At 53.6% G+C, this 24,799-nt stretch carries 25 protein-coding genes; 15 read left to right on the plus strand and 10 right to left on the minus strand.

Annotation, left to right across the window (positions count from 1 at the left end; all coding sequences use genetic code 11):
• Positions 1-70: 70 nt before the first annotated feature.
• The 6 genes from ftsN (at position 71) to ACO7SM_RS20840 (ending at position 5,547) form a co-directional block, all read left to right on the plus strand.
• Entirely contained in the window at positions 71-1,075 is a 1,005-nt protein-coding gene (ftsN, locus tag ACO7SM_RS20815) for a cell division protein FtsN (RefSeq protein WP_490469060.1), read from the plus strand.
• 91 nt (positions 1,076-1,166) lie between these two features.
• The gene (gene hslV / locus ACO7SM_RS20820; protein ID WP_103779960.1) at positions 1,167-1,697 is read left to right on the plus strand and encodes an ATP-dependent protease subunit HslV; all 531 of its coding nucleotides are present in this window, start codon (positions 1,167-1,169) and stop codon (positions 1,695-1,697) included.
• 9 nt (positions 1,698-1,706) lie between these two features.
• A complete protein-coding gene (gene hslU / locus ACO7SM_RS20825; protein WP_192613867.1) occupies positions 1,707-3,038 on the plus strand; it encodes an ATP-dependent protease ATPase subunit HslU in 1,332 nt (443 codons plus the stop codon).
• Between the two features lie 66 nt (positions 3,039-3,104).
• Positions 3,105-4,034 carry a 1,4-dihydroxy-2-naphthoate polyprenyltransferase gene (menA, locus tag ACO7SM_RS20830; RefSeq protein ID WP_490469061.1) on the plus strand — a complete coding sequence of 310 codons (930 nt, stop codon included), beginning with the start codon at positions 3,105-3,107 and terminating at the stop codon, positions 4,032-4,034.
• A 92-nt stretch (positions 4,035-4,126) separates the two neighbouring features.
• On the plus strand, positions 4,127-4,612 hold the full coding sequence (rraA, locus tag ACO7SM_RS20835; protein WP_103779966.1) for a ribonuclease E activity regulator RraA: 486 nt from the start codon (positions 4,127-4,129) through the stop codon (positions 4,610-4,612).
• 191 nt (positions 4,613-4,803) lie between these two features.
• Positions 4,804-5,547, plus strand: a complete 744-nt coding sequence (locus ACO7SM_RS20840) for an SDR family NAD(P)-dependent oxidoreductase (protein ID WP_046493430.1) — start codon at positions 4,804-4,806, stop codon at positions 5,545-5,547.
• A 205-nt stretch (positions 5,548-5,752) separates the two neighbouring features.
• Here ACO7SM_RS20840 and zapB read toward each other — a convergent pair whose 3' ends face one another.
• Positions 5,753-5,998 (minus strand): septal ring assembly protein ZapB, encoded by a 246-nt coding sequence (gene zapB, locus ACO7SM_RS20845; protein WP_490469062.1) that lies wholly within the window; start codon positions 5,996-5,998, stop codon positions 5,753-5,755.
• Positions 5,999-6,390: 392 nt separating this feature from the next.
• On the opposite strand from zapB, the gene ACO7SM_RS20850 reads away from it, so the two are divergent.
• The 4 genes from ACO7SM_RS20850 (at position 6,391) to fpr (ending at position 10,882) form a co-directional block, all read left to right on the plus strand.
• The gene (locus ACO7SM_RS20850; protein WP_490469063.1) at positions 6,391-7,236 is read left to right on the plus strand and encodes an MIP/aquaporin family protein; all 846 of its coding nucleotides are present in this window, start codon (positions 6,391-6,393) and stop codon (positions 7,234-7,236) included.
• A gap of 20 nt (positions 7,237-7,256) precedes the next feature.
• Complete coding sequence (glpK, locus tag ACO7SM_RS20855) at positions 7,257-8,765, plus strand: glycerol kinase GlpK (RefSeq protein ID WP_203361346.1); 1,509 nt, start codon at positions 7,257-7,259, stop codon at positions 8,763-8,765.
• Between the two features lie 138 nt (positions 8,766-8,903).
• Positions 8,904-9,914: a class II fructose-bisphosphatase gene (gene glpX, locus ACO7SM_RS20860; RefSeq protein WP_490469064.1), complete on the plus strand. Its 1,011-nt coding sequence runs from the start codon at positions 8,904-8,906 to the stop codon at positions 9,912-9,914.
• 221 nt (positions 9,915-10,135) lie between these two features.
• Positions 10,136-10,882 (plus strand): ferredoxin--NADP(+) reductase, encoded by a 747-nt coding sequence (gene fpr, locus ACO7SM_RS20865; RefSeq protein WP_490469065.1) that lies wholly within the window; start codon positions 10,136-10,138, stop codon positions 10,880-10,882.
• Positions 10,883-10,931: 49 nt separating this feature from the next.
• Here fpr and ACO7SM_RS20870 read toward each other — a convergent pair whose 3' ends face one another.
• Positions 10,932-11,354, minus strand: coding sequence for a DUF805 domain-containing protein (locus ACO7SM_RS20870; protein ID WP_490469066.1), 423 nt, complete (start codon positions 11,352-11,354; stop codon positions 10,932-10,934).
• Positions 11,355-11,454: 100 nt separating this feature from the next.
• On the opposite strand from ACO7SM_RS20870, the gene ACO7SM_RS20875 reads away from it, so the two are divergent.
• Both ACO7SM_RS20875 and tpiA read left to right on the plus strand, forming a co-directional pair.
• Positions 11,455-12,051: a YiiQ family protein gene (locus ACO7SM_RS20875; protein WP_490469067.1), complete on the plus strand. Its 597-nt coding sequence runs from the start codon at positions 11,455-11,457 to the stop codon at positions 12,049-12,051.
• Positions 12,052-12,160: 109 nt separating this feature from the next.
• Entirely contained in the window at positions 12,161-12,928 is a 768-nt protein-coding gene (tpiA, locus tag ACO7SM_RS20880; RefSeq protein WP_490469068.1) for a triose-phosphate isomerase, read from the plus strand.
• A gap of 45 nt (positions 12,929-12,973) precedes the next feature.
• Here tpiA and ACO7SM_RS20885 read toward each other — a convergent pair whose 3' ends face one another.
• The 7 genes from ACO7SM_RS20885 to cpxP all read right to left on the minus strand — a co-directional run bounded on the left by ACO7SM_RS20885 (position 12,974) and on the right by cpxP (position 20,711).
• Positions 12,974-14,446 (minus strand): DASS family sodium-coupled anion symporter, encoded by a 1,473-nt coding sequence (locus tag ACO7SM_RS20885; protein WP_490469069.1) that lies wholly within the window; start codon positions 14,444-14,446, stop codon positions 12,974-12,976.
• 136 nt (positions 14,447-14,582) lie between these two features.
• Positions 14,583-15,887: an SLC13 family permease gene (locus ACO7SM_RS20890; protein ID WP_490469070.1), complete on the minus strand. Its 1,305-nt coding sequence runs from the start codon at positions 15,885-15,887 to the stop codon at positions 14,583-14,585.
• A gap of 72 nt (positions 15,888-15,959) precedes the next feature.
• Positions 15,960-16,709, minus strand: a complete 750-nt coding sequence (locus ACO7SM_RS20895) for a CDP-diacylglycerol diphosphatase (RefSeq protein WP_490469071.1) — start codon at positions 16,707-16,709, stop codon at positions 15,960-15,962.
• Positions 16,710-16,814: 105 nt separating this feature from the next.
• On the minus strand, positions 16,815-17,804 hold the full coding sequence (sbp, locus tag ACO7SM_RS20900) for a sulfate/thiosulfate ABC transporter substrate-binding protein Sbp (RefSeq protein ID WP_490469072.1): 990 nt from the start codon (positions 17,802-17,804) through the stop codon (positions 16,815-16,817).
• A 207-nt stretch (positions 17,805-18,011) separates the two neighbouring features.
• Positions 18,012-18,974 (minus strand): 6-phosphofructokinase, encoded by a 963-nt coding sequence (gene pfkA, locus ACO7SM_RS20905; protein WP_162379691.1) that lies wholly within the window; start codon positions 18,972-18,974, stop codon positions 18,012-18,014.
• Positions 18,975-19,159: 185 nt separating this feature from the next.
• Positions 19,160-20,062: a CDF family cation-efflux transporter FieF gene (gene fieF, locus ACO7SM_RS20910; protein WP_490469073.1), complete on the minus strand. Its 903-nt coding sequence runs from the start codon at positions 20,060-20,062 to the stop codon at positions 19,160-19,162.
• A 148-nt stretch (positions 20,063-20,210) separates the two neighbouring features.
• Positions 20,211-20,711, minus strand: a complete 501-nt coding sequence (gene cpxP / locus ACO7SM_RS20915; protein WP_490469074.1) for a cell-envelope stress modulator CpxP — start codon at positions 20,709-20,711, stop codon at positions 20,211-20,213.
• 150 nt (positions 20,712-20,861) lie between these two features.
• Here cpxP and cpxR point away from each other — a divergent pair, with 150 nt between their 5' ends.
• Together cpxR and cpxA are read left to right on the plus strand one after the other, a co-directional pair.
• A complete protein-coding gene (gene cpxR / locus ACO7SM_RS20920) occupies positions 20,862-21,560 on the plus strand; it encodes an envelope stress response regulator transcription factor CpxR (RefSeq protein ID WP_038635960.1) in 699 nt (232 codons plus the stop codon).
• Positions 21,557-22,930, plus strand: coding sequence for an envelope stress sensor histidine kinase CpxA (cpxA, locus tag ACO7SM_RS20925; RefSeq protein ID WP_490469075.1), 1,374 nt, complete (start codon positions 21,557-21,559; stop codon positions 22,928-22,930). Before cpxR ends, cpxA begins: the two co-directional genes overlap by 4 nt.
• A 115-nt stretch (positions 22,931-23,045) precedes the next feature.
• On the opposite strand, the gene yiiM is transcribed toward cpxA, so the two are convergent.
• Positions 23,046-23,720 carry a 6-hydroxyaminopurine reductase gene (yiiM, locus tag ACO7SM_RS20930; RefSeq protein WP_490469076.1) on the minus strand — a complete coding sequence of 225 codons (675 nt, stop codon included), beginning with the start codon at positions 23,718-23,720 and terminating at the stop codon, positions 23,046-23,048.
• A 151-nt stretch (positions 23,721-23,871) separates the two neighbouring features.
• Here yiiM and ACO7SM_RS20935 point away from each other — a divergent pair, with 151 nt between their 5' ends.
• A complete protein-coding gene (locus ACO7SM_RS20935; protein WP_490469077.1) occupies positions 23,872-24,768 on the plus strand; it encodes a dihydrodipicolinate synthase family protein in 897 nt (298 codons plus the stop codon).
• Positions 24,769-24,799: the final 31 nt, after the last annotated feature.

Below are 24,799 nucleotides of genomic sequence, written 5' to 3' on the forward strand. Positions count from 1 at the left end.
TGTCTGGTCAAAGGCCCGCCGCTTAAGTAACATGGCGGGCTGACGAACGAATAAATACAGCGAAACGATAGTGGCACAACGAGATTATGTACGTCGCGGCCAACCGGCACCTTCGCGGCGCAAAAAGAGCACCTCACGGAACAAGCAACGCAACATACCTGCGGTCTCACCAGCAATGGTCGCAATTGCTGCCGCCGTCCTTGTGGCCTTTATCGGTGGACTGTACTTCATTACTCATCACAAAAAAGAAGAGTCCGAAACACTGCAGGGCCAGAAGGTCACCGGTAATGGATTGCCGCCAAAACCGGAAGAGCGCTGGCGCTACATCAAAGAGCTGGAAAGCCGCCAGCCTGGCGTACGTGCGCCTACTGAACCCTCTGCGGGCGGCGAAGTCATGAACGCAGACCAGCTCACCAATGAACAACGCCAGTTGCTGGCGCAAATGCAGGCGGATATGCGCCAGCAGCCGACACAGTTAAACGAAGTGCCGTGGAACGAGCAGACGCCTCAACAGCGCCAGCAAACATTACAGCGTCAGCGTCTGGCCCAGCAACAAGTGCAACAACAGCAGTGGGCCAATACTCAGCCGGTTCAACAGCCGCGTACGCAACCTCGCGTGACTGAGCAGCCTACTCAGCCGTCGCAGCAACAAACACGCACAGCGCAAAGCGCCCCTGTACAGCAGCCTCGTCAGACGCAGCAACCCAAACAGACTGCGGCTGCGCAGCCTTATCAGGATCTGTTGCAAACACCGGCGCACACCGCCGCTTCACAGCCAAAAACGCAACAGGCCGCGCCAATTGCGCGTGCAGCGGACGCGCCGAAGCCAACAACAGAGAAGAAAGATGAGCGCCGCTGGATGGTGCAGTGTGGCTCGTTTAAAGGCGCAGAGCAGGCAGAAACCGTACGTGCGCAACTGGCCTTTGAAGGTTTTGATTCCCGCATTACCACCAATAACGGCTGGAATCGCGTGGTGATCGGCCCGGTGAAAGGCAAAGAAAATGCCGACGGCACCATCAACCGCCTGAAGATGGCGGGTCACACAAACTGCATTCGACTCGCAACTGGGGGTTGAAACCCCCAAAATCCCCCCCATCTATACTTGCATTACGCCCCGTAAACTGTGCGGGGCCTGTATTCTGCATTTGTAACCAAGGGGTCTGCTCGTGACAACAATAGTAAGCGTACGCCGTAACGGCCATGTCGTTATCGCCGGTGATGGTCAGGCCACACTGGGTAATACCGTAATGAAAGGCAACGTGAAAAAAGTTCGCCGCCTGTACAACGACAAAGTCATTGCGGGCTTTGCCGGCGGCACTGCGGATGCCTTTACCCTGTTTGAATTGTTTGAGCGCAAATTAGAAATGCATCAGGGTCACCTGGTCAAAGCCGCCGTGGAGCTGGCGAAAGACTGGCGTACCGACCGCATGTTGCGCAAACTCGAAGCGCTGCTGGCGGTCGCGGATGAAACCGCCTCTCTCATCATCACCGGTAACGGTGACGTCGTGCAGCCCGAAAACGATCTGATTGCCATCGGCTCAGGCGGCCCGTACGCCCAGGCGGCAGCACGCGCTCTGCTGGAAAACACCGAGCTCGGCGCGCGTGAAATCGCTGAAAAGGCGTTGGATATTGCAGGTGATATCTGCATCTATACCAACCACTTCCATACCATCGAAGAATTACCGTCTAAAGCGTAAGGATCTCCCATGTCTGAAATGACCCCACGCGAAATCGTCAGCGAACTGAACAAGCACATTATTGGCCAGGACGCTGCGAAACGCTCCGTTGCTATCGCCTTACGTAACCGCTGGCGCCGCATGCAGCTCAACGAAGAGCTGCGCCATGAAGTGACCCCGAAAAATATTCTGATGATCGGCCCGACCGGTGTCGGTAAAACCGAAATCGCTCGTCGTCTGGCAAAACTGGCCAACGCGCCGTTCATCAAAGTTGAAGCGACCAAGTTCACCGAAGTGGGCTATGTCGGTAAAGAAGTTGACTCCATCATCCGCGATCTGACAGATTCAGCCATCAAAATGGTTCGCGTCCAGTCTATCGAGAAAAACCGTTTCCGTGCGGAAGAGATGGCGGAAGAGCGTATTCTGGATGTGCTGATCCCACCGGCGAAAAATAACTGGGGCCAGGCTGAACAACCGTCTGAACCGTCTGCTGCACGCCAGGCATTCCGCAAAAAACTGCGTGAAGGTCAGCTCGATGATAAAGAAATCGAGATCGATCTCGCCGCCGCACCGATGGGCGTTGAAATTATGGCGCCTCCGGGAATGGAAGAGATGACCAGCCAGTTGCAGTCCATGTTCCAGAACCTGGGCGGCCAGAAACAAAAACCGCGCAAACTGAAAATCAAAGATGCAATGAAGCTGTTGATTGAAGAAGAAGCGGCGAAACTGGTCAACCCGGAAGAGCTGAAACAGGACGCGATCGACGCGGTCGAGCAGCACGGCATCGTGTTTATCGACGAAATCGACAAAATCTGTAAGCGCGGCGAATCCTCCGGCCCGGATGTCTCTCGTGAAGGCGTACAGCGCGACCTGCTGCCGCTGGTTGAAGGCTGCACCGTCTCCACCAAACACGGTATGGTCAAGACTGACCACATTCTGTTTATCGCTTCCGGCGCATTCCAGGTGGCAAAACCGTCTGACCTGATCCCTGAATTACAGGGTCGTCTGCCGATCCGCGTTGAACTGCAGGCGCTGACCACCAGCGACTTTGAGCGTATTTTGACTGAACCTAACGCCTCTATCACCGTCCAGTACAAAGCGTTGATGGCGACCGAAGGTGTGAACATTGAGTTCACCGAAGACGGCATCAAACGTATCGCTCAGGCCGCATGGCAGGTGAACGAAACCACCGAAAACATCGGTGCCCGTCGTTTGCACACCGTGCTGGAGCGTCTGATGGAAGATATTTCGTATGATGCAAGCGATCTGAACGGTCAAAGCATAACAATTGATGCGGATTATGTGAGCAAACATCTGGATGCGCTGGTCGCAGATGAAGATCTGAGCCGTTTTATCCTATAATCGCGTTCAATGCATTTTCATCATTGTTGATGGGGCTGAAAGGCCCCATTTTTATTGGCGCTAAATATGACTGAACAACAACAAATTAGCCGCTCACAAGCCTGGCTGGAAAGTTTACGACCCAAGACCCTACCGCTCGCCTTCGCGGCGATCATCGTCGGTACGGCCCTGGCATGGTGGAAAGGATTCTTCGATCCGCTGGTTGCCGTGTTGGCATTGATTACTGCAGGGCTGCTGCAGATCCTGTCAAACCTCGCTAACGACTATGGCGATGCCGTCAAAGGCAGCGACAAACCTGACCGCATTGGCCCACTGCGTGGTATGCAAAAAGGGGTTATCACTCAGCAAGAGATGAAGCGGGCGCTGATCGTCACCGTCGCGCTCATTTGCCTGTCTGGCCTGGCGCTGGTCTTCGTAGCATGTGACACACTGACCGATTTTGTCGGTTTCCTGGTGCTGGGCGGCCTGTCGATTATCGCGGCCATTACCTACACCGTGGGTAACCGCCCATATGGTTACATCGGTCTGGGTGATATTTCCGTACTGGTGTTCTTTGGCTGGCTGAGCGTCATGGGTAGCTGGTATTTGCAGGCACACTCGCTGATTCCTGAACTCATTCTACCGGCAACCGCCTGTGGTCTGTTGGCAACAGCGGTGCTCAATATCAATAACCTGCGTGACATCAACAGTGACAAGGAAAACGGTAAAAACACGCTGGTTGTGCGTTTAGGCGCGGTCAACGCCCGTCGCTATCACGCCTGCCTGCTGATGGGGACTCTGGTCTGCCTGGCGTTGTTTAACCTGCTCTCTTTGCACAGCCTGTGGGGATGGTTGTTTATTCTGGCGGCGCCGCTTCTCATCAAACAGGCACGGTATGTGATGCGCGAAATGGAACCGGCGGCGATGCGCCCAATGCTGGAACGAACGGTCAAAGCCGCGCTATTAACTAACCTACTGTTTGTGGTTGGCATTTTCTTAAGTCAGTGGCCTGTTTAACTGACAAATATCAATTAACAATTGATGATTTTGCCAACAGTACACATAGCGCGATATACTAAAAATTCTCGCAGCAACTGAACGTTGATCCTATGAAATACGATACTTCCGAGCTTTGTGACATCTACCAGGAAGATGTCAACGTCGTGGAACCGCTGTTCTCTAACTTTGGAGGACGGTCGTCGTTTGGCGGACAAATCATTACGGTAAAATGTTTCGAGGACAACGGGTTGCTGTATGATCTGCTCGAACAAAACGGCCGTGGACGCATCCTGCTGGTCGATGGCGGTGGTTCTGTCCGTCGTGCGCTGGTCGACGCCGAACTGGCGCGTCTGGCCGTACAGAATGAATGGGAAGGTCTGGTCATCTACGGCGCAGTGCGTCAGGTAGACGATCTGGAAGAGCTGGACATCGGTATTCAGGCGATTGCCGCCATTCCGGTGGGTGCCGCAGGTGAAGGCATTGGGGAAAGCGATGTGCGCGTCAATTTTGGCGGCGTGACGTTCTTTTCCGGCGACCATCTGTATGCCGACAATACCGGGATAATCCTCTCCGAAGACCCCCTCGATATCGAGTAAAGAAAATACCGCAATTCGGTGTGATGCCAGTCGGTTAAACAACTGACTGGCAATTTACTTCGATTCTGGAAATCTCCAGCCCCTCTTTTTTGCCGCGTCACCCTTTCGATTCCCCCATTCAGCGCATTGACGAAGAAAAAACTCTCTCTATACCTAATGATGAATCTCATCACTCTCGTCACGGGGTCATCATGCATATCGATCTGACAGGTAAAAAAGCGCTGGTCACCGGAGCCAGTCGTGGATTAGGGCGCGCGATTGCACTGTCGCTGGCGAAAGCCGGTGCTGATGTTGTTATAACCTATGAAAAATCTGCGGAGAAAGCCCAGGCCGTTGCCAATGAAATTACAGCACTCGGCCGCCATGGCGAGGCTATTCAGGCAAACAGTGCAAACGCTCAGGCTATTCAGAACGCCGTAAATCACACGATACAGTCACTAGGAGGATTAGATATTCTGGTCAACAACGCAGGGATCGCACGCGGAGGCCCGCTGGAGTCGCTGTCACTGGAAGACATCGACGCGTTGATTAACGTGAATATCCGTGGCGTGGTGGTAGCCATACAGGCCGCGTTGCCACATCTCCCTGAAGGTGGGCGAATTATCAATATTGGCAGTTGCCTTGCCAACCGTGTCGCCCAGCCGGGGATTGCTGTCTACGCGATGACTAAATCAGCGCTCAACTCGCTAACCCGTGGCCTGGCTCGTGATCTCGGCCCACGGGGAATTACCGTCAACCTTGTCCATCCCGGCCCAACGGACAGTGATATGAACCCAGCAGATGGCGAACAGGCGGACTCCCAACGACAGCTTATTGCGACAGGGCATTACGGTACACCGGAGGATGTTGCAGCGGCGGTGACGTTTCTGGCAAGCCCAGCGGCTGGGCAGATTTCCGGCACGGGTCTGGACGTGGATGGGGGTTTGAATGCCTGAAACTCACGTTGTATCGCGGTAACGCTATGATATTGCCGGATGACGGCTTGCGCCTTATCCGGCCTACATAACTTGACCGCAATCCTCTAAAGATTTCGCGTTAGGGCAAGGCGGCAAGCGAATGAATCCCCAGAAGCATAGATAACTATGTGACTGGGGTGAATACGCGCAGCCAACGCCGCCATAACGTGAAATATGACGAGGATTAGACTTCTTCCATACGGCCGAGAAGCGCCTGCAGACGATCCTGCCAGCCGCTCTGCTGGTCTTTCAGACTGTGGTTCTCGCGCTCCAGTTCTTCACGCTGGTGCTGTGCAGACTGAACATCCTGTACCAGGCTGTTGTTCTTTTCTTTCAGCTCTTCAATTTCCATCTGCAGCAGCGTGATGGTATCAATCGCCTGCTGTACTTTTGCTTCCAGTTTCTCAAACACTTCTAATGACATGGTCATACCTCTCCTGAATTGCAAGGCGACGCTTTAATGTAAACGCGCACAACATATAGTGCCGATTGTATGAAGCCCCGTCGCCGCTGTCCAGCGGCATACCGCGCAGATCGCGGTTTGCAACACTTTTCATCTTTGTCCTGGTGACATCAATTCAATATCGTTAAAGTGTTAACATATTGGTTAATGAAATGATTCAGCTCACACTCTTGCTTTGTCTCAAAATGCGCTTCATGGCGCGATAACGCTCATTTTGTTGACGCAGTACACACATTTTAATTTCGATATTTCTCGCTTTTGCGCGTTAACGCTAAATTAACAGCGTGCCTACAGGGCATCGCGGATGTCAGTGACCTCCTCGCATACAATAAACATTAATCTCTCTTCAGGATCCGATTATGAGTCAAACATCAACCTTAAAAGGCCAGTGCATTGCTGAATTCCTCGGTACCGGGTTGTTGATTTTCTTCGGTGTGGGGTGTGTCGCTGCACTCAAAGTGGCCGGGGCTACTTTTGGTCAGTGGGAAATCAGCGTTATCTGGGGTCTGGGTGTAGCGATGGCTATCTACCTGACCGCAGGTGTTTCTGGCGCACATCTGAATCCAGCGGTGACCATCGCACTGTGGCTGTTCGCGTGTTTTGACAAGCGCAAAGTCGTCCCTTTCATCGTTTCTCAATTTGCCGGTGCTTTTTGCGCGGCGGCGTTGGTTTACGGGCTTTACTACAATCTTTTTGCCGACTTTGAACAAACGAATCATATCGTGCGTGGCAGCGTCGAAAGTCTCAATCTGGCAGGGACTTTCTCTACTTATCCAAACCCACATATCAATTTTGTGCAGGCCTTCGCGGTTGAAATGGTGATTACCGCTATTCTGATGGGGGTCATTCTGGCACTGACTGATGACGGTAACGGTGTGCCTCGCGGCCCGCTGGCGCCACTGCTCATCGGTTTACTGATTGCGGTTATCGGTGCATCAATGGGCCCATTGACCGGATTCGCGATGAACCCGGCACGTGACATCGGCCCGAAAGCTTTCGCCTGGCTCGCGGGTTGGGGCAATATTGCCTTTACCGGTGGCAAAGACATCCCTTACTTCCTGGTGCCGCTGTTCGGCCCTATTGCGGGCGCCATTTTGGGTGCGTTCGCTTATCGCAAGTTGATTGGCCGCCATTTACCTTGCGATACCTGTGTCGTGGAAGAGAAAGACGCCACGACAACTTCACAACAAAAAGCTTCGCTGTAATGTGACTACGGGAAAAAATGATGACTGAGAAAAAATATATTGTTGCGCTCGACCAGGGCACTACCAGTTCTCGCGCGGTCGTAATGGACCACGATGCAAATATCATAAGTGTTTCGCAACGCGAATTTGAGCAAATCTATCCAAAAGCGGGCTGGGTAGAACATGACCCAATGGAAATCTGGGCCACCCAAAGCTCTACGCTGGTAGAAGTGCTGGCGAAAGCAGACATCAATTCCGATCAGATTGCGGCCATCGGTATCACTAACCAGCGTGAAACCACTATCGTCTGGGAACGTGAAACCGGTAAACCAATCTACAACGCAATTGTCTGGCAGTGTCGTCGTACCGCCGACATTTGCGAGCGCCTGAAGCGCGATGGCATGGAAGAGTATGTTCGCAACAATACCGGTCTGGTGATTGACCCGTACTTCTCTGGCACCAAAGTGAAATGGATCCTCGATCACGTAGAAGGCTCACGTGAGCGCGCTCGTCGCGGCGAACTGCTGTTTGGCACCGTGGATACCTGGCTCATCTGGAAAATGACTCAGGGACGCGTTCACGTGACGGATTACACCAACGCCTCACGTACCATGCTGTTCAACATCCACACGCTGGACTGGGATGACAAGATGCTGGACGCGCTGGACATTCCGCGCGCCATGCTGCCGGAAGTCCGTCGCTCTTCTGAAGTGTACGGCCAGACGAACATTGGCGGTAAAGGTGGCACGCGTATTCCCATCGCGGGTATCGCAGGTGACCAGCAGGCCGCGCTGTTCGGCCAACTGTGCGTAAAAGAAGGGATGGCGAAAAACACCTACGGTACCGGCTGCTTTATGCTGATGAATACCGGAGAGAAAGCCGTTAAATCCGAAAACGGTCTGCTAACGACCATTGCCTGCGGCCCGACAGGCGAAGTGAACTATGCCCTGGAAGGTGCCGTGTTCATGGCAGGCGCGTCTATTCAGTGGCTGCGCGACGAGATGAAACTCATCAGCGACGCGTTCGACTCCGAATACTTTGCGACTAAAGTGAAAGATACCAACGGCGTGTATGTCGTACCGGCCTTTACCGGTCTGGGCGCCCCTTACTGGGACCCGTATGCGCGTGGCGCTATCTTTGGCCTGACCCGTGGCGTGAACTCTAACCACATCATCCGTGCTACCCTGGAATCCATTGCCTATCAGACGCGTGACGTGCTGGAAGCGATGCAGGCTGACTCCGGTATTCGTCTGCACGCCCTGCGCGTGGACGGCGGCGCTGTTGCCAACAACTTCCTGATGCAGTTCCAGTCAGACATTCTCGGCACTCGCGTTGAGCGCCCGGAAGTACGCGAAGTCACCGCGCTGGGTGCCGCCTATCTGGCCGGTCTGGCAGTCGGTTTCTGGCAAAATCTGGATGAGCTACAGGAAAAAGCGGTCATCGAACGTGAATTCCGCCCAGGTATCGAAACCACCGAGCGTAATTACCGTTACAGCGGCTGGAAGAAAGCGGTCAAACGCGCCCTGGCGTGGGAAGATCACGAAGAGTAATGTTGTCATGCCGGATGGCGGCTTCGCCGTCCGGCAAAACCTTCGCGTGGGGCAACGCTGCACACGCATATACATCAATAATCCCCTCCCTTCCCCTGTGCTACACTTCGCGCAATTTCTTTCTGCTACGAGTTTGCTATGAGACGAGAACTTGCCATCGAATTTTCCCGCGTGACCGAAGCGGCTGCGCTGGCTGGCTACAAATGGTTGGGGCGCGGCGATAAAAATACTGCTGACGGCGCGGCCGTTAACGCCATGCGCATTATGCTCAACCAGGTCAATATTGACGGGACGATTGTCATCGGCGAAGGCGAGATCGATGAAGCGCCAATGCTGTTTATCGGCGAAAAGGTCGGTACCGGAGACGGCGACGCGGTAGACATTGCTGTCGATCCTATCGAAGGCACCCGTATGACGGCGATGGGTCAGGCTAACGCACTGGCGGTTCTGGCCGTCGGCGACAAGGGCTGCTTCCTGAACGCGCCGGATATGTACATGGAAAAGCTGATCGTGGGTCCAGGCGCAAAAGGGTCTATCGATATCAACCTGCCGCTGGCGGAAAACCTGAATAACGTGGCAAAAGCACTCAACAAACCGCTGAGCGAACTGACCGTCACCATTCTGGCGAAACCACGCCATGATGAGGTGATCGCAGAGATGCAGACCCTGGGCGTGCGCGTATTTGCGATTCCTGACGGCGACGTTGCCGCCTCTATTCTTACCTGTATGCCAGACAGCGAAGTCGACGTACTGTACGGGATTGGCGGCGCGCCGGAAGGTGTTGTGTCTGCCGCCGTGATCCGCGCGCTGGATGGCGATATGCAGGGCCGCCTGCTGGCACGTCATGATGTCAAAGGTGACAGCGAAGACAATCGTCGCATTGGCGAGCAGGAACTGGCGCGCTGCAAGGCCATGGGCATTGAAGCGGGTAAAGCGCTGCGTCTGGACGAAATGGCGCGCAGCGACAACGTCATCTTCTCCGCAACCGGGATAACCAAAGGTGACCTGCTGGAGGGGATCAGCCGTAAAGGCAACATCGCCACCACCGAAACGCTGCTGATCCGCGGGAAATCACGCACCATTCGCCGCATCCAGTCAATTCATTACCTCGATCGCAAAGACCCGGACGTACAGGCGCATATCCTTTAAAATCTGACACCAAATTCCTTCACGTTACGTCGTGGCGGCAAGCGTGCAAAATCCCAGGCGCAGAGATAACGCTGTGACTGGGTTTCGCGAGTACCGCCAACCAAGAGGCCGCGTGAAAGATGACGTATCATTTGATCAATAGAGCCTTCCGGCCCATATGGGCTGGAAATCTTTCGACCAACGAACGAAGATAGGACTATTGACAGGAACAGGAGAAGACCATGGCAGAGTGGGTAACAGGCAAAGTGACTAAAGTGCAGTACTGGACTGAGGCGCTGTTGAGTCTGACCGTTCACGCCCCGGTTCATCCCTTCACGGCGGGTCAATTTACCAAACTCGGGCTGGAGATTGACGGCGAGCGCGTCCAGCGCGCCTATTCCTATGTCAACGCGCCCGAAAGCCCCGACCTGGAATTTTACCTGGTTATCGTTCCCGACGGTAAACTGAGCCCACGTCTGGCAGCGCTGAAACCCGGCGATGACGTCCAGGTCGTCAGTGAAGCCGCAGGCTTTTTTGTGCTGGATGAGGTTCCCGACTGCGACACGCTGTGGATGCTGGCGACGGGAACGGCAATTGGCCCTTACCTGTCAATTCTGCAACAGGGTAAAGACGTCGATCGTTTTAAAAATCTGGTGCTGGTGCATGCCGCGCGCTACGCCGCCGACTTAAGCTATTTGCCGCTCATGCTGGCGCTACAAGCACGCTACGAAGGCAAATTACGAATTCAAACAGTGGTAAGCCGGGAAACTATCGCGGGTTCGCTAACCGGGCGTATACCGGCGCTGATTGAAAGCGGTGAGCTGGAAAAAGCGGTTGGCCTGCCGATGGATAAAGAAACCAGCCACATCATGCTTTGCGGTAACCCGCAGATGGTTCGTGACACGCAGCAATTGCTGAAAGAAACCCGGCAAATGACCAAACACCTGCGCCGCCGACCGGGCCATATGACCGCAGAACACTACTGGTAATTTTTTGCCGAATGGCTCCTTTTATGCCGCCATTCGGCAACGCGATACATCACGCCTTGTACTTCACATCCTGCGTATCGTTGCCAAATTTATTCTCACCCTGGGTGCCGACAAATGCGCCCAGGTCTACCAGCATCATGACCAGGATAACCGTTGGGACAAAACGTCCGACGACCCACTGCCACACTCCCGGCAGCATCACCCAGTTGCCCGCCAGCAGCATCCACGCCAGAATCATCAGTAGCGCCCACAGACCTGAACGCCCTCTGTCATGCAGGCGTTTTACCGTTATCGCCGCCGTAGGCCAGAGCATACAGACCAGAGCAAACGCCGCCGTTTTAATCTCAAGCCATTGTTTACTGGCCAGAGTGAACAGAACTACCATGCCAACAATCCACAGCCCGATCCAAATCCAGAAGTCACGGCGTCCGATACGCCCTTTAAATGAGAATAACCACTGCTGTATGGTCATGTAAGTTCCTTTATTATTGCCCTGCCCCATAGTTTACCCTTTTGACAAGCCAGACAGTTATCGTTTTAATCGTGAGCAGCCATAACGAAAGGTAAGATTGATGAAGCCAGGATGTACGCTGTTTTTACTATTGTTTTCTGTGATTTCCGTAAGCACAACGGTGCAGGCAGAAGAATCCTCGACGACGACGGCGCCGTATCTGCTGGCTGGCGCCCCGACATTCGATCTCTCGATAAGCCAGTTTCGCGAAAACTTTAACAGCCAAAACCCTAAGCTTTCACTGAACGAATTTCGCGCTATCGACAGCAGTCGGGACAAAGCCAATCTGACGCGCGCCGCCAGCAAGATCAACGAAAACCTGTACGCCTCCACGGCGCTCGAGCGCGGCACGTTAAAAATCAAAAGTATGCAGATAACCTGGCTCCCCATTCAAGGGCCTGAGCAAAAAGCGGCAAGGACGAAAGCGCTGGAGTATATGGCGGCCGTCATTCGTAGCGTCGCGCCATTACTGACGAAGGAACAAAGCCAGAAAAAACTCCAGCGGTTGCTTATTGCAGGCAAGAATAAGCGCTACTACGCTGAAACCGAAGGCGCAATTCGCTATGTTGTCGCAGATAACGGCGAAAAGGGACTGACCTTCGCTGTTGAACCGATTAAGCTGGCACTATCTGAAGGTCTGGAAGGGGCGAATAAATGACAAAAAGCAAAGCCTTTCCAGCGACGAATCTCTATACTGTTTCACAGACCATGCTGCCCTGAAGGGCGGCCATATTCCTTAATTCGCTGATAAAGCGTGGAGAATTGAAATGCGACATCCTTTAGTGATGGGTAACTGGAAACTGAACGGCAGCCGCCACATGGTAAACGAGCTGATTGCTAACCTGCGCAAAGAGCTGGCTGGCGTTGCGGGCTGTGGCGTTGCTATCGCGCCGCCGGAAATGTATATCGACCTGGCGAATCACGCTGCAGCGGGTAGCCACATCATGCTGGGCGCGCAGAACGTTGACCTGAACCTGTCTGGCGCGTTCACGGGTGAAACTTCAGCAGAAATGCTGAAAGATATCGGTGCTAAGTACATCATCATCGGTCACTCAGAGCGTCGTACTTATCACAAAGAGTCTGATGAACTGATCGCTAAGAAATTCGCGGTTCTGAAAGAGCAAGGTCTGATCCCGGTTCTGTGCATCGGTGAAACCGAAGCAGAAAACGAAGCAGGCAAAACGGAAGAAGTGTGCGCACGTCAGATTGACGCCGTGCTGAAAACGCAGGGCGCGAGCGCATTCGAAGGCGTGGTTATCGCTTACGAACCGGTATGGGCGATCGGTACAGGCAAATCTGCGACTCCGGCACAGGCTCAGGCTGTTCACAAATTCATCCGTGACCACATTGCTAAAGCTGACGCAGCAATCGCACAGCAGGTTATCATCCAGTACGGCGGTTCTGTAAACGCGTCCAACGCAGCAGAACTGTTCGCTCAGCCGGACATCGACGGCGCGCTGGTTGGCGGCGCATCACTGAAAGCTGATGCTTTCGCCGTGATCGTCAAAGCAGCAGAAGCGGCTAAACAGGCGTAATTGCTGTGGTGGCGGTAGATGAGTCATCTACCGCCACTTTGTTATTTACCAGTATCCCAGCCAGCGCCACCAGACCGCACCGACAATCCCCCAGACGGTCAGGTTTACCACGCTCATCACCAGTCCCGTTTTCCACCATTCCGCAAGTGTGACGTATCCCGAGCCAAATATGATTGGCGCGGTGCCCGTACCATAATGCGTTAACGACATCATCAGCGATGAGGAAAAAGCGAGCATTAAGCCCAGCAATGCAGGCGGTGCGCCCAGCGCTAATCCTGCGGCGAAGAACGCCGCAAACATCGCCGTAATATGCGCGGTCGTACTGGCAAAAAAGTAGTGAGAGTAAACATAGAGCAGAACCAGTAACAGTGTGGCGACGCCCCAGTGCACGCCGAGCTGATCGATAGTATTCCCCACACTCACGGCTAACCAACTCACCAGACCCAGCTTGCTGAGAAATTCAGCCATCATCACCAGTGCCGCAAACCACACGACGGTATCCCAGGCGCCGCGACATTTAAGAATGTCATCCCAGCTCAATACCCCGGAGATAAGCAATATGGAGAGCCCAATTAAGGCGGCGCTGGTTGGGTTAACTGTCCAGCCACTCCCCATAATGAGCGCCGGGATCCCCGCCCACAAACACAGCAGCAGAGCAAAAACGGCGAGCGTAATTTTCTCGGCAAGCGACAACGGCCCAAGCGATTCCAGCTTTTGTCGCGCGAACTGCGGCGCATTCGGCGTGCGGGTAATGGCAGGAGGATAAAGCCACCAGATGACGAGCGGCATCAGCACCAGTGACACCACCGCAGGGAGCAGCGCGGCAATCGCCCACATCCCCCAGGTCATGTTCAAAACCCCCTCGGTGCCTTTGGTTAAAAAGCTCACAATCAGGGGGTTAGGTGCTGTGGCGGTGATAAACATCGCCGAACTGATGGGGTTAATATTGTAGTTTACCAGCGCCAGGTAACGGCCCGTCGAGCCATTTTCGCTGTTCCCCGGTTGCGACCCCAGGCTTTCCGCGATAGCACGCATGACCGGATGGATGATACCGCCACCGCGCGCGGTGTTACTGGGGGTCACTGGCGCAATCAATGTTTCAGCCAGCGTCAATGCCCAGGCGATACCCAGCGTACGTTTACCAAACAACGCGATAAATCCATAGCCGATACGCGCCCCCAGCCCCGTTTTCAACAAACTTTGCGAGAGCATAATCGACAAACCAATCAACCAGATCAATTGGTTAGAAAAGCCGCTCAGCGCATCATTAAGCGCCGCAGAGGGTTTACCTGGATTGGTCACGCCCGTCATTGCCACCAGCATAATCGCAATGATTGCGATAGCGCCAATAGGCAGGGCTTTACCGATAATAGCCGCGATAGTACCTATAAATAATGCCAGTAAATGCCAGGCTTCAGGCGTCACACCGGAAGGGTTGGGGACAGCAAACCACAACATCAGGGTAATGAAAACCGAAAGAAATGCAGGCCAGAGACGAATGGGGGTTAACCGGTCCATGAGTTGATCCTTGAATTTCTCTGAACGAGGGTGTTCACGGCTATTAACCGATATTTATGCTGATAAAACAATCAGCTACATCACAAAACAGAAGGGGTGACCGCTCAAAATATATCGGGTTTGTGACGCTGCGCAGTTACAATTTTCCCAGCACGCTAAACCACAGATAATCCAGCGGCAGCAACACCATCCAGGTGACCAGCGCCAGCGCCAGACACAGCAACATCCCTGCTCTGGCCGGTACTTTCCCTAACGCCATCGCCACGACAATCGGCGATGCCTGATACGGCAGTAGCGGCGTGGAATAACCCAGCACCTGGATCATAATGACCGAAAGCAACGGGAACCCGGTCGCATCAGAAAAACTCTCTGCCAGCGTGGTATACAACGCCGGAACGCCATTGGCGGTCATGATAAAGTTGAGGACGGTGGTGATCCCGGTCAGCGTGACAAAGTTGGTGAAGGGGTTTTCTGCGTTCAGCGGCATAATCTGCAACAGCGCCTCTCCGACCGCGCTACCAATCCCGGTATGCGTCACGGTAATTGCCAGTCCCAGAATACCCGCCACATAGATGCACGTGCGGATATTCACGCCACTGGAAAACTCCTCGCCATTGATAAAGCCTACGCGCGGTAACAGGGTAATGACTGCCGCCGCCAGCCCAGTCCACGCCGGGCCAATGCCATGCCAGGTTTCACTGACCCACATCACCAGCACCACTGCCAGCATCCAGGATAATCGCTTTTCATCGCGACTCATGGGCGCAGGCGATGAGGTATCGTCTGACACCTGGGGCTTACCCGGGAACAGCCAGCAAATCAGGAGAACCAGCGCCGCCCCTTTAAGCCAGCCGAGAACGGGGGTGTGAAGCAACAAATACGGCAAATAATTCAAATGGATGCCATACGAACCTTCTGTTGCGCCGCTCATGACAAGGTTAGGCACGTTAGCAGGGAGGATCGTGGCAGAAAGCTGGAAGGTGCCAAAACCCACCGCCAGCGCCAGACCGTACCAGGCGCGCGTATTCTCAGCAATTCCGGCGCGTTTTGCCATCGCCGCCACAATCGGCATCAGCAATGCGATACGCCCCATGTTGGAAGGCATAACAAACGCCAGTGCATAACTGAGTAGTACTACACTCGCCACCATCAACGGCCAGGAGTCGGTTAGCCTTGCCGACAATGCCCTCGCCGCCCGGTCAGCCAGCCCCGTTTTACGGATCGCAATCCCCAATACAAATCCGCTAAATACCAGCCAGAATGCCGAAGAAGCAAAGCCGCCGAAGATAACGTCCGGCGGCGCAATCTTTGCCACCATCGCAATGGTAAAAAACAACAACGCCGTAATAAATTCCGGCAGCAGAGACGTCGCCCAGAGCAGAATGGTAAGACCGACAAGCAGTGAAGGGATGAACAAAGGGTGCGAAAACCAGAGTGACATGCCTGTCTCCTGTTGTTTTTTTCAACAAGGATACGGGGACAGGCTGATAGAGTAAACGCCAGATATGGTGGGTTACTTCAGAATATCACATTGATGATCCTGAATTTCCTCAGCAGACGCCAGGTTGAACGCCAACAGATTGCGCTGCGTCGCCAGCAAGACAAAGGCGTCATCGCTTTGGCGTACCATCGCCAGCGCGTAGCTACCCATATGATCGCGCGCTTCCGGCACCTCTTCTGCCAGCATCATAAAGGGACTGCGTTGCGCCAGTTCGTTCTCGGTGACCCGACGGGCCAGATACTCGTGCCCGCGTATTCCACCCGCGAGCGGCAACCAGCGAGTGCCAATTTTTGCCATATTGTCATCAAGTTGCGCTCTAACGTCCTTACGCAAACAGGAGATATGGATGTGGAAATGGTTTTGCGTCCGTCCGGTGCGTGAGTTGATTGCTAATGAAACGGCGCTGTCAGGAATCTCCTGTCCGTACTTTTGACTCATAAAGCTACGCGCCTGCCAGGCCAGCCAGAAGAAATTGGGGGTAAACGGTTCCATCAATAAGGGACTTTCCGTGCCGTTAATGCGGTAAGTTGGCATTAACAGATATTGCAGAGGGCCATTTCTGTCTTTAAACACCACATAACCGGCCTCCGGCGTCACTTCTGTACAGGGCGCCGGATTGTGATGCTGGCGCTGATTTGGCACGCACTGTTCCAGAACTTTCTCCCGTAGCGCATCCGGGTTTCCTGAAAACTTCCAGTAGCCGACACCCGTTGCGGCGGCGATGACGACAATCGCCAGTGAAAGATAGCCTGTTTTTTTCATTGTGCGTTTCCTGTATCTCATTGACGTGCAAGAGTAACGCAAAATGATGACAAATAAAAAAGCCCGATAGCGTCGCGCTACCGGGCCAGAGAGTCATAGAAAGGCTTAGCGTTTGCTGATTTGGTCGAAGGTTCCGCCGTTTGCAAAGTGCTCTTTTTGCGCTTTTGTCCAGCCGCCGAACGCCTCATCAATGGTGAAGAGTTTCAATTTCGGAAAGGCGCTTTCATATTTCTTCGCCACATCAGGATTGCGCGGGCGATAGTAGTTTTTCGCTGCGATCTCCTGGCCTTCCGGCGAATAGAGGTACTTCAGATAGGCTTGCGCCACCTCGGTCGTGCCTTTTTTCTCAGCCACTTTATCGACGACCGAAACGGTCGGTTCCGCCAGAATGGACTCGCTCGGGGTCACAATCTCAAATTTGTCTTTACCGAGTTCATGGGTTGCCAGCAGCGCTTCGTTCTCCCAGGCAATCAGGACATCACCAATCCCGCGTTCTACGAAGGTGTTGGTGGAACCACGAGCGCCGGAATCGAGGACTTCCACATTCTTAAACAGCGCCTTCACGAAATCCTGGGCTTTCGCCTGGTCGTTGTTGTTGTGGTGCAGGGCATAACCCCACGCCGCCAGATAATTCCAGCGTGCGCCGCCTGAGCTCTTCGGGTTCGGCGTAATGACGGATACGCCAGGTTTTACCAGATCGTTCCAGTCATGAATTTGCTTTGGATTCCCTTTGCGAACCAGGAAGACGATGGTGGAGGTGTAAGGCGCAGAGTTGTCCGGCAGACGTTTGATCCAGTTTTTATCAATACGACCACGTTCCGCAATGGCGTCTACATCGTAGGCCAGCGCCAGGGTCACCACATCCGCCTCAATGCCGTTAATCACGGAGGTCGCTTGCTTACCGGAACCACCATGCGACTGGCGGGTCACCACATTATCACCCGTTTGCTGTTTCCAGTGTGCGCTAAACGCTTTGTTGTACTGCTCGTACAACTCACGCGTTGGATCATACGAAACGTTAAGTAATTGAATATCCTTCGCCAGAACGCTGGTGGATGCCAGCAACAACGTTAATCCCACACTCCATTTGTTCATCGCCCAACTCTCTTATGCTGTGTTGTGATGATCAGAGCGTGCCAGAAAGAAATTCAAACATTAAAGAATAAAAAAAGATTTGCTATAACTACGGGGAATATGAATGAACGTAAAAAAGGCGGGATTCACTCCGCCTTTATGCCTGATGGCGCTACGCTTATCAGGCCTACATACTGCATTTGTAGGCCGGATAAGCCGCAACTGCGATCAGTACAGTTTCTTCGCGCAGTCCAGCCAGTCACCTTTGAATGGACGCTTCATATTTTCGATAGCGTCGATGATGTCGTGGTGAACCAGTTGTTCGTTCTGAATACCCACGCAACGACCGCCGAAACCTTCCTGGAGCAATTCAATGGCATACGCCCCCATACGGGACGCCAGAATACGGTCGTAAGGCACCGGAGAACCGCCACGCTGAATGTGTCCCAGCACGGTTGCACGGGTTTCACGTTTGGTTTCTTTCTCGATGAAATGCGCCAGTTCGTCAACGTCGCACATGTGTTCAGTGATAGCGACGATGGCGTGTTTTTTGCCTTTCGCAATACCGGCTTTGATTTCAGCGACCAGATCTTCACGGCTGAATTCCACTTCCGGCACCACCACAAACTCACAACCGCCCGCGATCGCTGCCGCCAGGGTCAGATCGCCACAATAACGCCCCATCACTTCAACGATAGAGATACGTTGGTGAGAGGAGGAGGTATCACGCAGACGGTCAATCGCTTCAACCACCGTCCCCAGCGCCGTAAAGTAACCAATGGTGTAGTCGGTGCCTTTGATGTCGTTGTCGATAGTGCCTGGCAGACCAATACATGGGAAACCCATTTCAGTCAGGCGTTTTGCACCCATGTACGAACCGTCACCGCCGATCACCACCAGCGCGTCAATACCCCGTTTTTTCAGGTTTTCGATAGCCACTGCACGCACATTTTCATCGCGGAATTCCGGGAAACGCGCGGAACCGAGGAAGGTGCCGCCACGGTTGATCATGTCGGACACGCTGTAACGGTCAAGCTGAACCATACGGTCTTCATACAGACCCAGGTAGCCGTCATAAATGCCCATTACTTCCAGCCCTTCCGTCAACGCTGCGCGCACAACGCCACGGATTGCTGCGTTCATGCCCGGCGCATCACCGCCGCTTGTCAACACACCGATTTTCTTAATCATGACTACCTCTGAACTTTGGAATGCAAAATGAAATCTGTTGCCGGAAGCCGATTCTGCATATCGACACGACCCAACGCCTATGCAGATAGTATAGCAACCACTTCCTGCTGAATTGATTCAGGTCAGGCCAAACGGCGGTAATTTATACACAAAATGCTGGCCTGGTTCACTTTTTTTACAACGAATTACGAAAGCTCAAACCTTTTACCTTCCCTGGGTACGACGGAACACGGGTCCTGATGGATAATGACATCTGAGCCCGGAAAACGCCGCAAAATCGCCTGCTCTACCTGTTCAGCCACCACATGGGCCTGAACGAGAGGCAGATGATCTTCCATTTCCAAATGAATCTGAATAAAGCGAGTCGGCCCTGACTGCCGTGTGCGAAGATCGTGAGCGCCGCTGACGCCAGGCCATGATGTCACGATTCCAATAATTTCCTGACGTTCGTTGTCGGGCAATGCGCGATCCAACAACGATTGCACCGCCTCATATCCCATTCGTAACGCGCTATATAGAATATAGATGCCGATTCCCAACGCAAACAAGGCGTCTGCGCGATGCCAGCCATACCAGGCGAGGCCAAGCGCTACAAGAATCGCTCCGTTCATCATAACATCAGACTGATAATGAAGCATATCTGCCCGCACAGCCTGACTTTGCGTCCTGCGCACGACCCAGCGCTGAAACGTGACCAGAATAATCGTGCAGACCAGTGCGATAACCGTCACCACGACGCCAACGCCGGGATCTTTCATCGGCGTGGGTTGGATAAGGTGTTGGATGCCGGTCAAAAATAAAAACAGCGCAGAGCCCGAAATAAACATACTTTGCGCCAGCGCCGCCAACGATTCGGCCTTGCCGTGCCCGAAAGTATGTTCATCGTCTGCGGGTTGCAGCGAATAGCGCACCACCAAAAGATTCGTTAACGACGCGGCGATATCCACCAGCGAGTCCACCAGCGCCGCCAGAATACTCACCGACCCGGTGTACCACCATGCAAAAATCTTGATTAAAAGTAGCAACGACGCCATCACTGTCGCAGCGATTGCCGCCCGGCTTACCAGCCGTCCATAGGTTTGATTCATAAATACTCCTGCCAGGACATGACGGTAGTATAACGGATGGCGTAAAACAGTCAGTCAATAACCGGATGACAAAATGAGGGCAAAAAAAACCCCCACATCATGTGGGGGAAGACAGGGATGGTGTCTATGGCAAGGAAAACAGGGTTTGTTACTGGGAACGTGAGTTGCTACTACTCAATAAATTCAACGATGAGCCTTTTTGCCATTGCGCCACGTCGCGCAACTGCTCCATTCGTTGCTGATGTTTCTCATTTAAAACCGCTTGCTGCTCCGGCGTTAACAGGCGATACATCTGGTTGCGAACCCTGGCCATTTCGACCTGGCGGGCAACCTGTTCTTGTGCCATTTTTTCTGCCTGAGCGCGCACAGCGCTTTCATCAAATTTTTCTGCGGTGACAAGGCGATGCATTGTCTCCACTTCGCTAACATTAACAGGAGGCTGTTCGTGTCTTGCCTGCTGCATCAGATCTCTCATCTGTTGACGCTGATGTTCGGTTAAACTTATGCCGTCAAACATATGGCTCTGCGTACTGCGCTGCGTAGATCCTTCGCCCTGGTGCCAGTTATCGCCTGTAACGACTTCAGCAGCGTGGCTTAAAGAACTGAGTGCCAGCGTTGAGGCCATGACGGCAGCGGTAACTTTGCGCATCACTTGCTCCCAAAATCTTTTCTGTCGCGATTCAACGAGAGACAGTTTACGATTCGGGCTGCAAACATGCGTCAGGGGGTGTAAAACAACGTAAAGTCATAGATTCGCGACTCCTGATGACGTAATTTCTGCCTCGGAGGTATTTAAATAATGAATAAAATCCTATTAGTTGATGATGACCGAGAGCTGACTTCCCTGTTAAAGGAGTTGCTCGAAATGGAAGGCTTCGATGTGCTGGTTGCCCATGACGGGGAGCAGGCGCTTGAACTTCTGGACGACAGCATTGATTTACTTTTGCTCGATGTCATGATGCCGAAGAAAAACGGTATCGATACATTGAAAGCGCTTCGCCAGACACACCAAACCCCCGTAATCATGCTGACCGCGCGCGGCAGCGAACTGGATCGCGTACTTGGCCTCGAGCTGGGCGCGGACGACTATTTACCCAAACCGTTTAATGACCGCGAACTGGTCGCGCGCATCCGCGCTATCCTGCGCCGTTCCCACTGGAGCGAACAACAGCAAAGCAGCGACAACGGCTCGCCAACGCTGGAAGTGGATGCCTTAAGTCTCAATCCGGGTCGCCAGGAAGCCAGCTTTGATGGTCAAACCCTGGAGTTAACCGGCACCGAATTCACCCTGCTCTATTTGCTGGCTCAGCATCTCGGCCAGGTGGTTTCGCGTGAACATTTAAGCCAGGAAGTGCTGGGCAAACGCCTGACGCCATTTGACCGCGCGATTGATATGCATATCTCGAACCTGCGCCGCAAGCTGCCGGAACGCAAAGATGGACATCCGTGGTTTAAAACCCTGCGCGGTCGCGGCTATCTGATGGTTTCCGCTTCATGATAGGGAGCCTTACCGCCCGCATCTTTGCTATCTTCTGGTTGACGCTGGCACTGGTGTTGATGTTGGTTCTGATGTTACCCAAGCTCGACTCACGCCAGATGACCGAGCTACTGGACAGCGAACAGCGCCAGGGGTTGATGATTGAGCAACACGTTGAAGCTGAACTCGCGAACGATCCACCCAATGACCTGATGTGGTGGCGTCGCTTGTTCCGGGCGATTGACAAGTGGGCGCCGCCTGGACAGCGGTTATTGCTTGTCACCACTGAAGGACGCGTGATCGGCGCAGAACGCAACGAAATGCAGATCATTCGTAACTTTATTGGTCAGGCGGATAACGCCGATCATCCGCAGAAGAAAAAATATGGTCGCGTTGAGATGGTGGGACCGTTCTCCGTCAGAGATGGAGAAGATAACTACCAACTCTATCTGATCCGCCCAGCCAGCAGTTCGCAATCCGATTTTATTAATCTGCTGTTTGACCGCCCTCTGCTGTTGCTGATTGTGACGATGCTGGTCAGCACCCCGCTGCTTCTCTGGTTGGCCTGGAGCCTGGCGAAACCGGCGCGTAAGCTCAAAAACGCGGCGGATGAAGTGGCGCAGGGTAACTTACGACAACATCCAGAACTGGAAGCAGGCCCGCAGGAATTTCTCGCGGCTGGCGCCAGCTTTAACCAAATGGTGACTGCGCTCGAGCGAATGATGACCACGCAACAGCGTCTGCTGTCGGACATCTCTCACGAACTGAGAACCCCGCTGACGCGCCTGCAACTCGGCACCGCCCTGCTGCGTCGCCGTAGCGGCGAGAGTAAAGAGCTTGAGCGGATTGAAACCGAAGCGCACCGACTCGACAGCATGATCAACGACCTGTTAGTGATGTCGCGTAATCAGCAGAAAAACGCGCTGGTCAGTGAAACGATGAAAGCCAATCATCTGTGGGGCGATGTGCTGGATAACGCCGCCTTCGAAGCCGAGCAGATGGGCAAATCGTTGACGGTGAATTTCCCGCCGGGGCCGTGGCCACTCTATGGCAACCCGAATGCGCTGGAAAGTGCGCTGGAGAATATTGTCCGTAACGCCCTGCGCTATTCACACACGAAGATTGAAGTCGGCTTCGCGGTGGACAAAGACGGGATCACGATTACCGTGGACGACGATGGTCCAGGCGTCAGCCCGGAAGATCGGGAACAGATTTTCCGCCCCTTCTACCGTACCGACGAGGCGCGCGATCGCGAATCCGGCGGAACCGGCCTGGGTCTGGCGATTGTGGAAACCGCCATTCAGCAGCACCGTGGCTGGGTCAAAGCGGAAGACAGCCCACTGGGCGGTTTACGGCTGGTTATCTGGCTACCGTTGTATAAACGTTCGTAACGGATTGTGCCGGATGGCGGCGTAAACGCCTTATCCGGCCTACAAATCCCCACGAACGGTAGGCCTGATAAGCGTAGCGCCATCAGGCATTTTTTCCGTTGCCAGATGGCGGCGCTTATTTTCCCCACAAACGACGCGAATTGTCTTCGATCTTGCCGCTTAAGCGCCGCTTCTGCATCGTTCTTGTCCAGCTTTTTGATAACCCTGCCGCCGACAACAAACGGTGATACTGCGCATCATCAAACGGCATATGCCAGGCAATCGCAATGGCCTCCTGCACCGTGACGTCACTGACGCGCGACACCAGAACCAGCGGCGCATCCGCCGAGACTTTCCCGGCCGCAATAACGCTGTACAACCAGCCCGTTTTACCGGCGTTTTGCATCTGGCTTGCCATGTCGCTGATGCCGAAATGGTGATTGAGTTTGAAGCAGGGCGAACGCGGTTGCGTCACCTGAATCAGCGTCTCTCCCCACTGGAAGATATCGCCAATATAGACATTCTGTTCAGTCAGACCGTCGGTTGAGAGGTTTTCACCAAACGCGGGCGCGACAAACCGATCCGCCTGTTCCGGGAATTCCCGGGCCCAGTGCAGATAATGCTCCCGCGGGTAATGACACAGTGCGCGATCGGGCCCACCGTGGATTTTCGCCTCCGCCTGCTCATCACCCTCCAGACCCCGTTCCGTCAGCATCAGTTCGCCATCCACCTGAATCTTCGCAATGGCGCTGGGGCGGCTTCCCGTATAGTCCAGAACCTTGCCTGTAAACACCTCGACTGGATATCGCATCTGTTCCCTCTCCCCGCTAAATAATCCTCATTAGAGCATATTTATTTTACCTCAGCGCTCAAAATGAGAGCCGGATTCACACGATGAATGGCCAGACATGCTATCAATTAGGATGATTTTAAAACGCCATTTCATAACAGGAGTCAACAACGTGACAGTACAATCGCAATTTGCTGGTGTCTGGTGTCCCTCCATTACGCCGATGGATAATGATGGAAACGTCGATCTCTCAGGTCTGAAGCATCACCTCAAGCGCCTTACCGACGCCAAAATCGATGTTATTTTGCTGATGGGCAGCATCGGTGAATTTGCCTCTTTTAGCCTTGAAGAACGGCTGATGCTGATCCGGGAAGCCCGATCAATGAGCTCCCTGAAGATGGTCGCCAACGTCTCTTCCACCTGTATGAGCGACGTTTTACAGATGGCACAGGAAGCCGACAAAGCGGGTTACGATGCGGTGATGGTATTGCCGCCGTACTATTACGGACAAACAACAAAACAGCTCCTGAGCTATTTCCGCAAACTTGGCGGCGCATTACGCGGAAAATGGTTCGCCTACAATTTCCCGGCACGCACCGGCTGCGATTTAACCCCTGAGCTGGTCGCAACGCTCGCTGCCGAGTTCCCCCATTTTGCCGGTATTAAGGATACCGTCGATTGCCAGTCTCACACCCGCAGCATGATCCAGACCACCCGCGCCGTGCGCGATGACTTTGCCGTCCTCTCCGGCTATGACGAGTATTACCTCCCTAACCTGATGGCAGGCGGCGCAGGGATCATTTCTGGCTTAAACAACGTGATGCCTGAGCTTTTTGTCGATGCGCGTGAGGCGTTTAAACAGGGCGATTTGCAAAAGTTGCGTGAAATTCAAGACAAGATCGGCACCTATATGTCCATTTACGCCATCGGTGAGGATTTTGTCACCACGATTAAAACCGTGGTATCACGTAAATTTGGTTATTGCACCGGGGTTTCACGCAATGCAGGCGGTGAGCTGGGTGAGAAAGACTGCCGAACGATTGATGAGGTGTTCTTAACAAAAGGTTAAGTCATGCAGCCTGATGGCATTACCGCCATCA

It is taken from the genome of Citrobacter sp. LJND-P06, assembly GCF_058188415.1.

Coding starts and splice junctions, on each gene's coding strand:
- ACO7SM_RS20870 (WP_490469066.1), bottom strand. CDS start 11,354: ATGACCATACAGCAGTGGTTATTCTCATTTAAAGGGCGTATCGGACGC.
- menA (WP_490469061.1), top strand. CDS start 3,105: ATGACTGAACAACAACAAATTAGCCGCTCACAAGCCTGGCTGGAAAGT.
- yiiM (WP_490469076.1), bottom strand. CDS start 23,720: ATGCGATATCCAGTCGAGGTGTTTACAGGCAAGGTTCTGGACTATACG.
- ACO7SM_RS20875 (WP_490469067.1), top strand. CDS start 11,455: ATGAAGCCAGGATGTACGCTGTTTTTACTATTGTTTTCTGTGATTTCC.
- tpiA (WP_490469068.1), top strand. CDS start 12,161: ATGCGACATCCTTTAGTGATGGGTAACTGGAAACTGAACGGCAGCCGC.
- fpr (WP_490469065.1), top strand. CDS start 10,136: ATGGCAGAGTGGGTAACAGGCAAAGTGACTAAAGTGCAGTACTGGACT.
- cpxA (WP_490469075.1), top strand. CDS start 21,557: ATGATAGGGAGCCTTACCGCCCGCATCTTTGCTATCTTCTGGTTGACG.
- ACO7SM_RS20895 (WP_490469071.1), bottom strand. CDS start 16,709: ATGAAAAAAACAGGCTATCTTTCACTGGCGATTGTCGTCATCGCCGCC.
- ACO7SM_RS20850 (WP_490469063.1), top strand. CDS start 6,391: ATGAGTCAAACATCAACCTTAAAAGGCCAGTGCATTGCTGAATTCCTC.
- zapB (WP_490469062.1), bottom strand. CDS start 5,998: ATGACCATGTCATTAGAAGTGTTTGAGAAACTGGAAGCAAAAGTACAG.
- fieF (WP_490469073.1), bottom strand. CDS start 20,062: ATGAATCAAACCTATGGACGGCTGGTAAGCCGGGCGGCAATCGCTGCG.
- pfkA (WP_162379691.1), bottom strand. CDS start 18,974: ATGATTAAGAAAATCGGTGTGTTGACAAGCGGCGGTGATGCGCCGGGC.
- rraA (WP_103779966.1), top strand. CDS start 4,127: ATGAAATACGATACTTCCGAGCTTTGTGACATCTACCAGGAAGATGTC.
- glpK (WP_203361346.1), top strand. CDS start 7,257: ATGACTGAGAAAAAATATATTGTTGCGCTCGACCAGGGCACTACCAGT.
- ACO7SM_RS20885 (WP_490469069.1), bottom strand. CDS start 14,446: ATGGACCGGTTAACCCCCATTCGTCTCTGGCCTGCATTTCTTTCGGTT.
- hslU (WP_192613867.1), top strand. CDS start 1,707: ATGTCTGAAATGACCCCACGCGAAATCGTCAGCGAACTGAACAAGCAC.
- cpxP (WP_490469074.1), bottom strand. CDS start 20,711: ATGCGCAAAGTTACCGCTGCCGTCATGGCCTCAACGCTGGCACTCAGT.
- cpxR (WP_038635960.1), top strand. CDS start 20,862: ATGAATAAAATCCTATTAGTTGATGATGACCGAGAGCTGACTTCCCTG.
- ACO7SM_RS20890 (WP_490469070.1), bottom strand. CDS start 15,887: ATGTCACTCTGGTTTTCGCACCCTTTGTTCATCCCTTCACTGCTTGTC.
- glpX (WP_490469064.1), top strand. CDS start 8,904: ATGAGACGAGAACTTGCCATCGAATTTTCCCGCGTGACCGAAGCGGCT.
- sbp (WP_490469072.1), bottom strand. CDS start 17,804: ATGAACAAATGGAGTGTGGGATTAACGTTGTTGCTGGCATCCACCAGC.
- ACO7SM_RS20840 (WP_046493430.1), top strand. CDS start 4,804: ATGCATATCGATCTGACAGGTAAAAAAGCGCTGGTCACCGGAGCCAGT.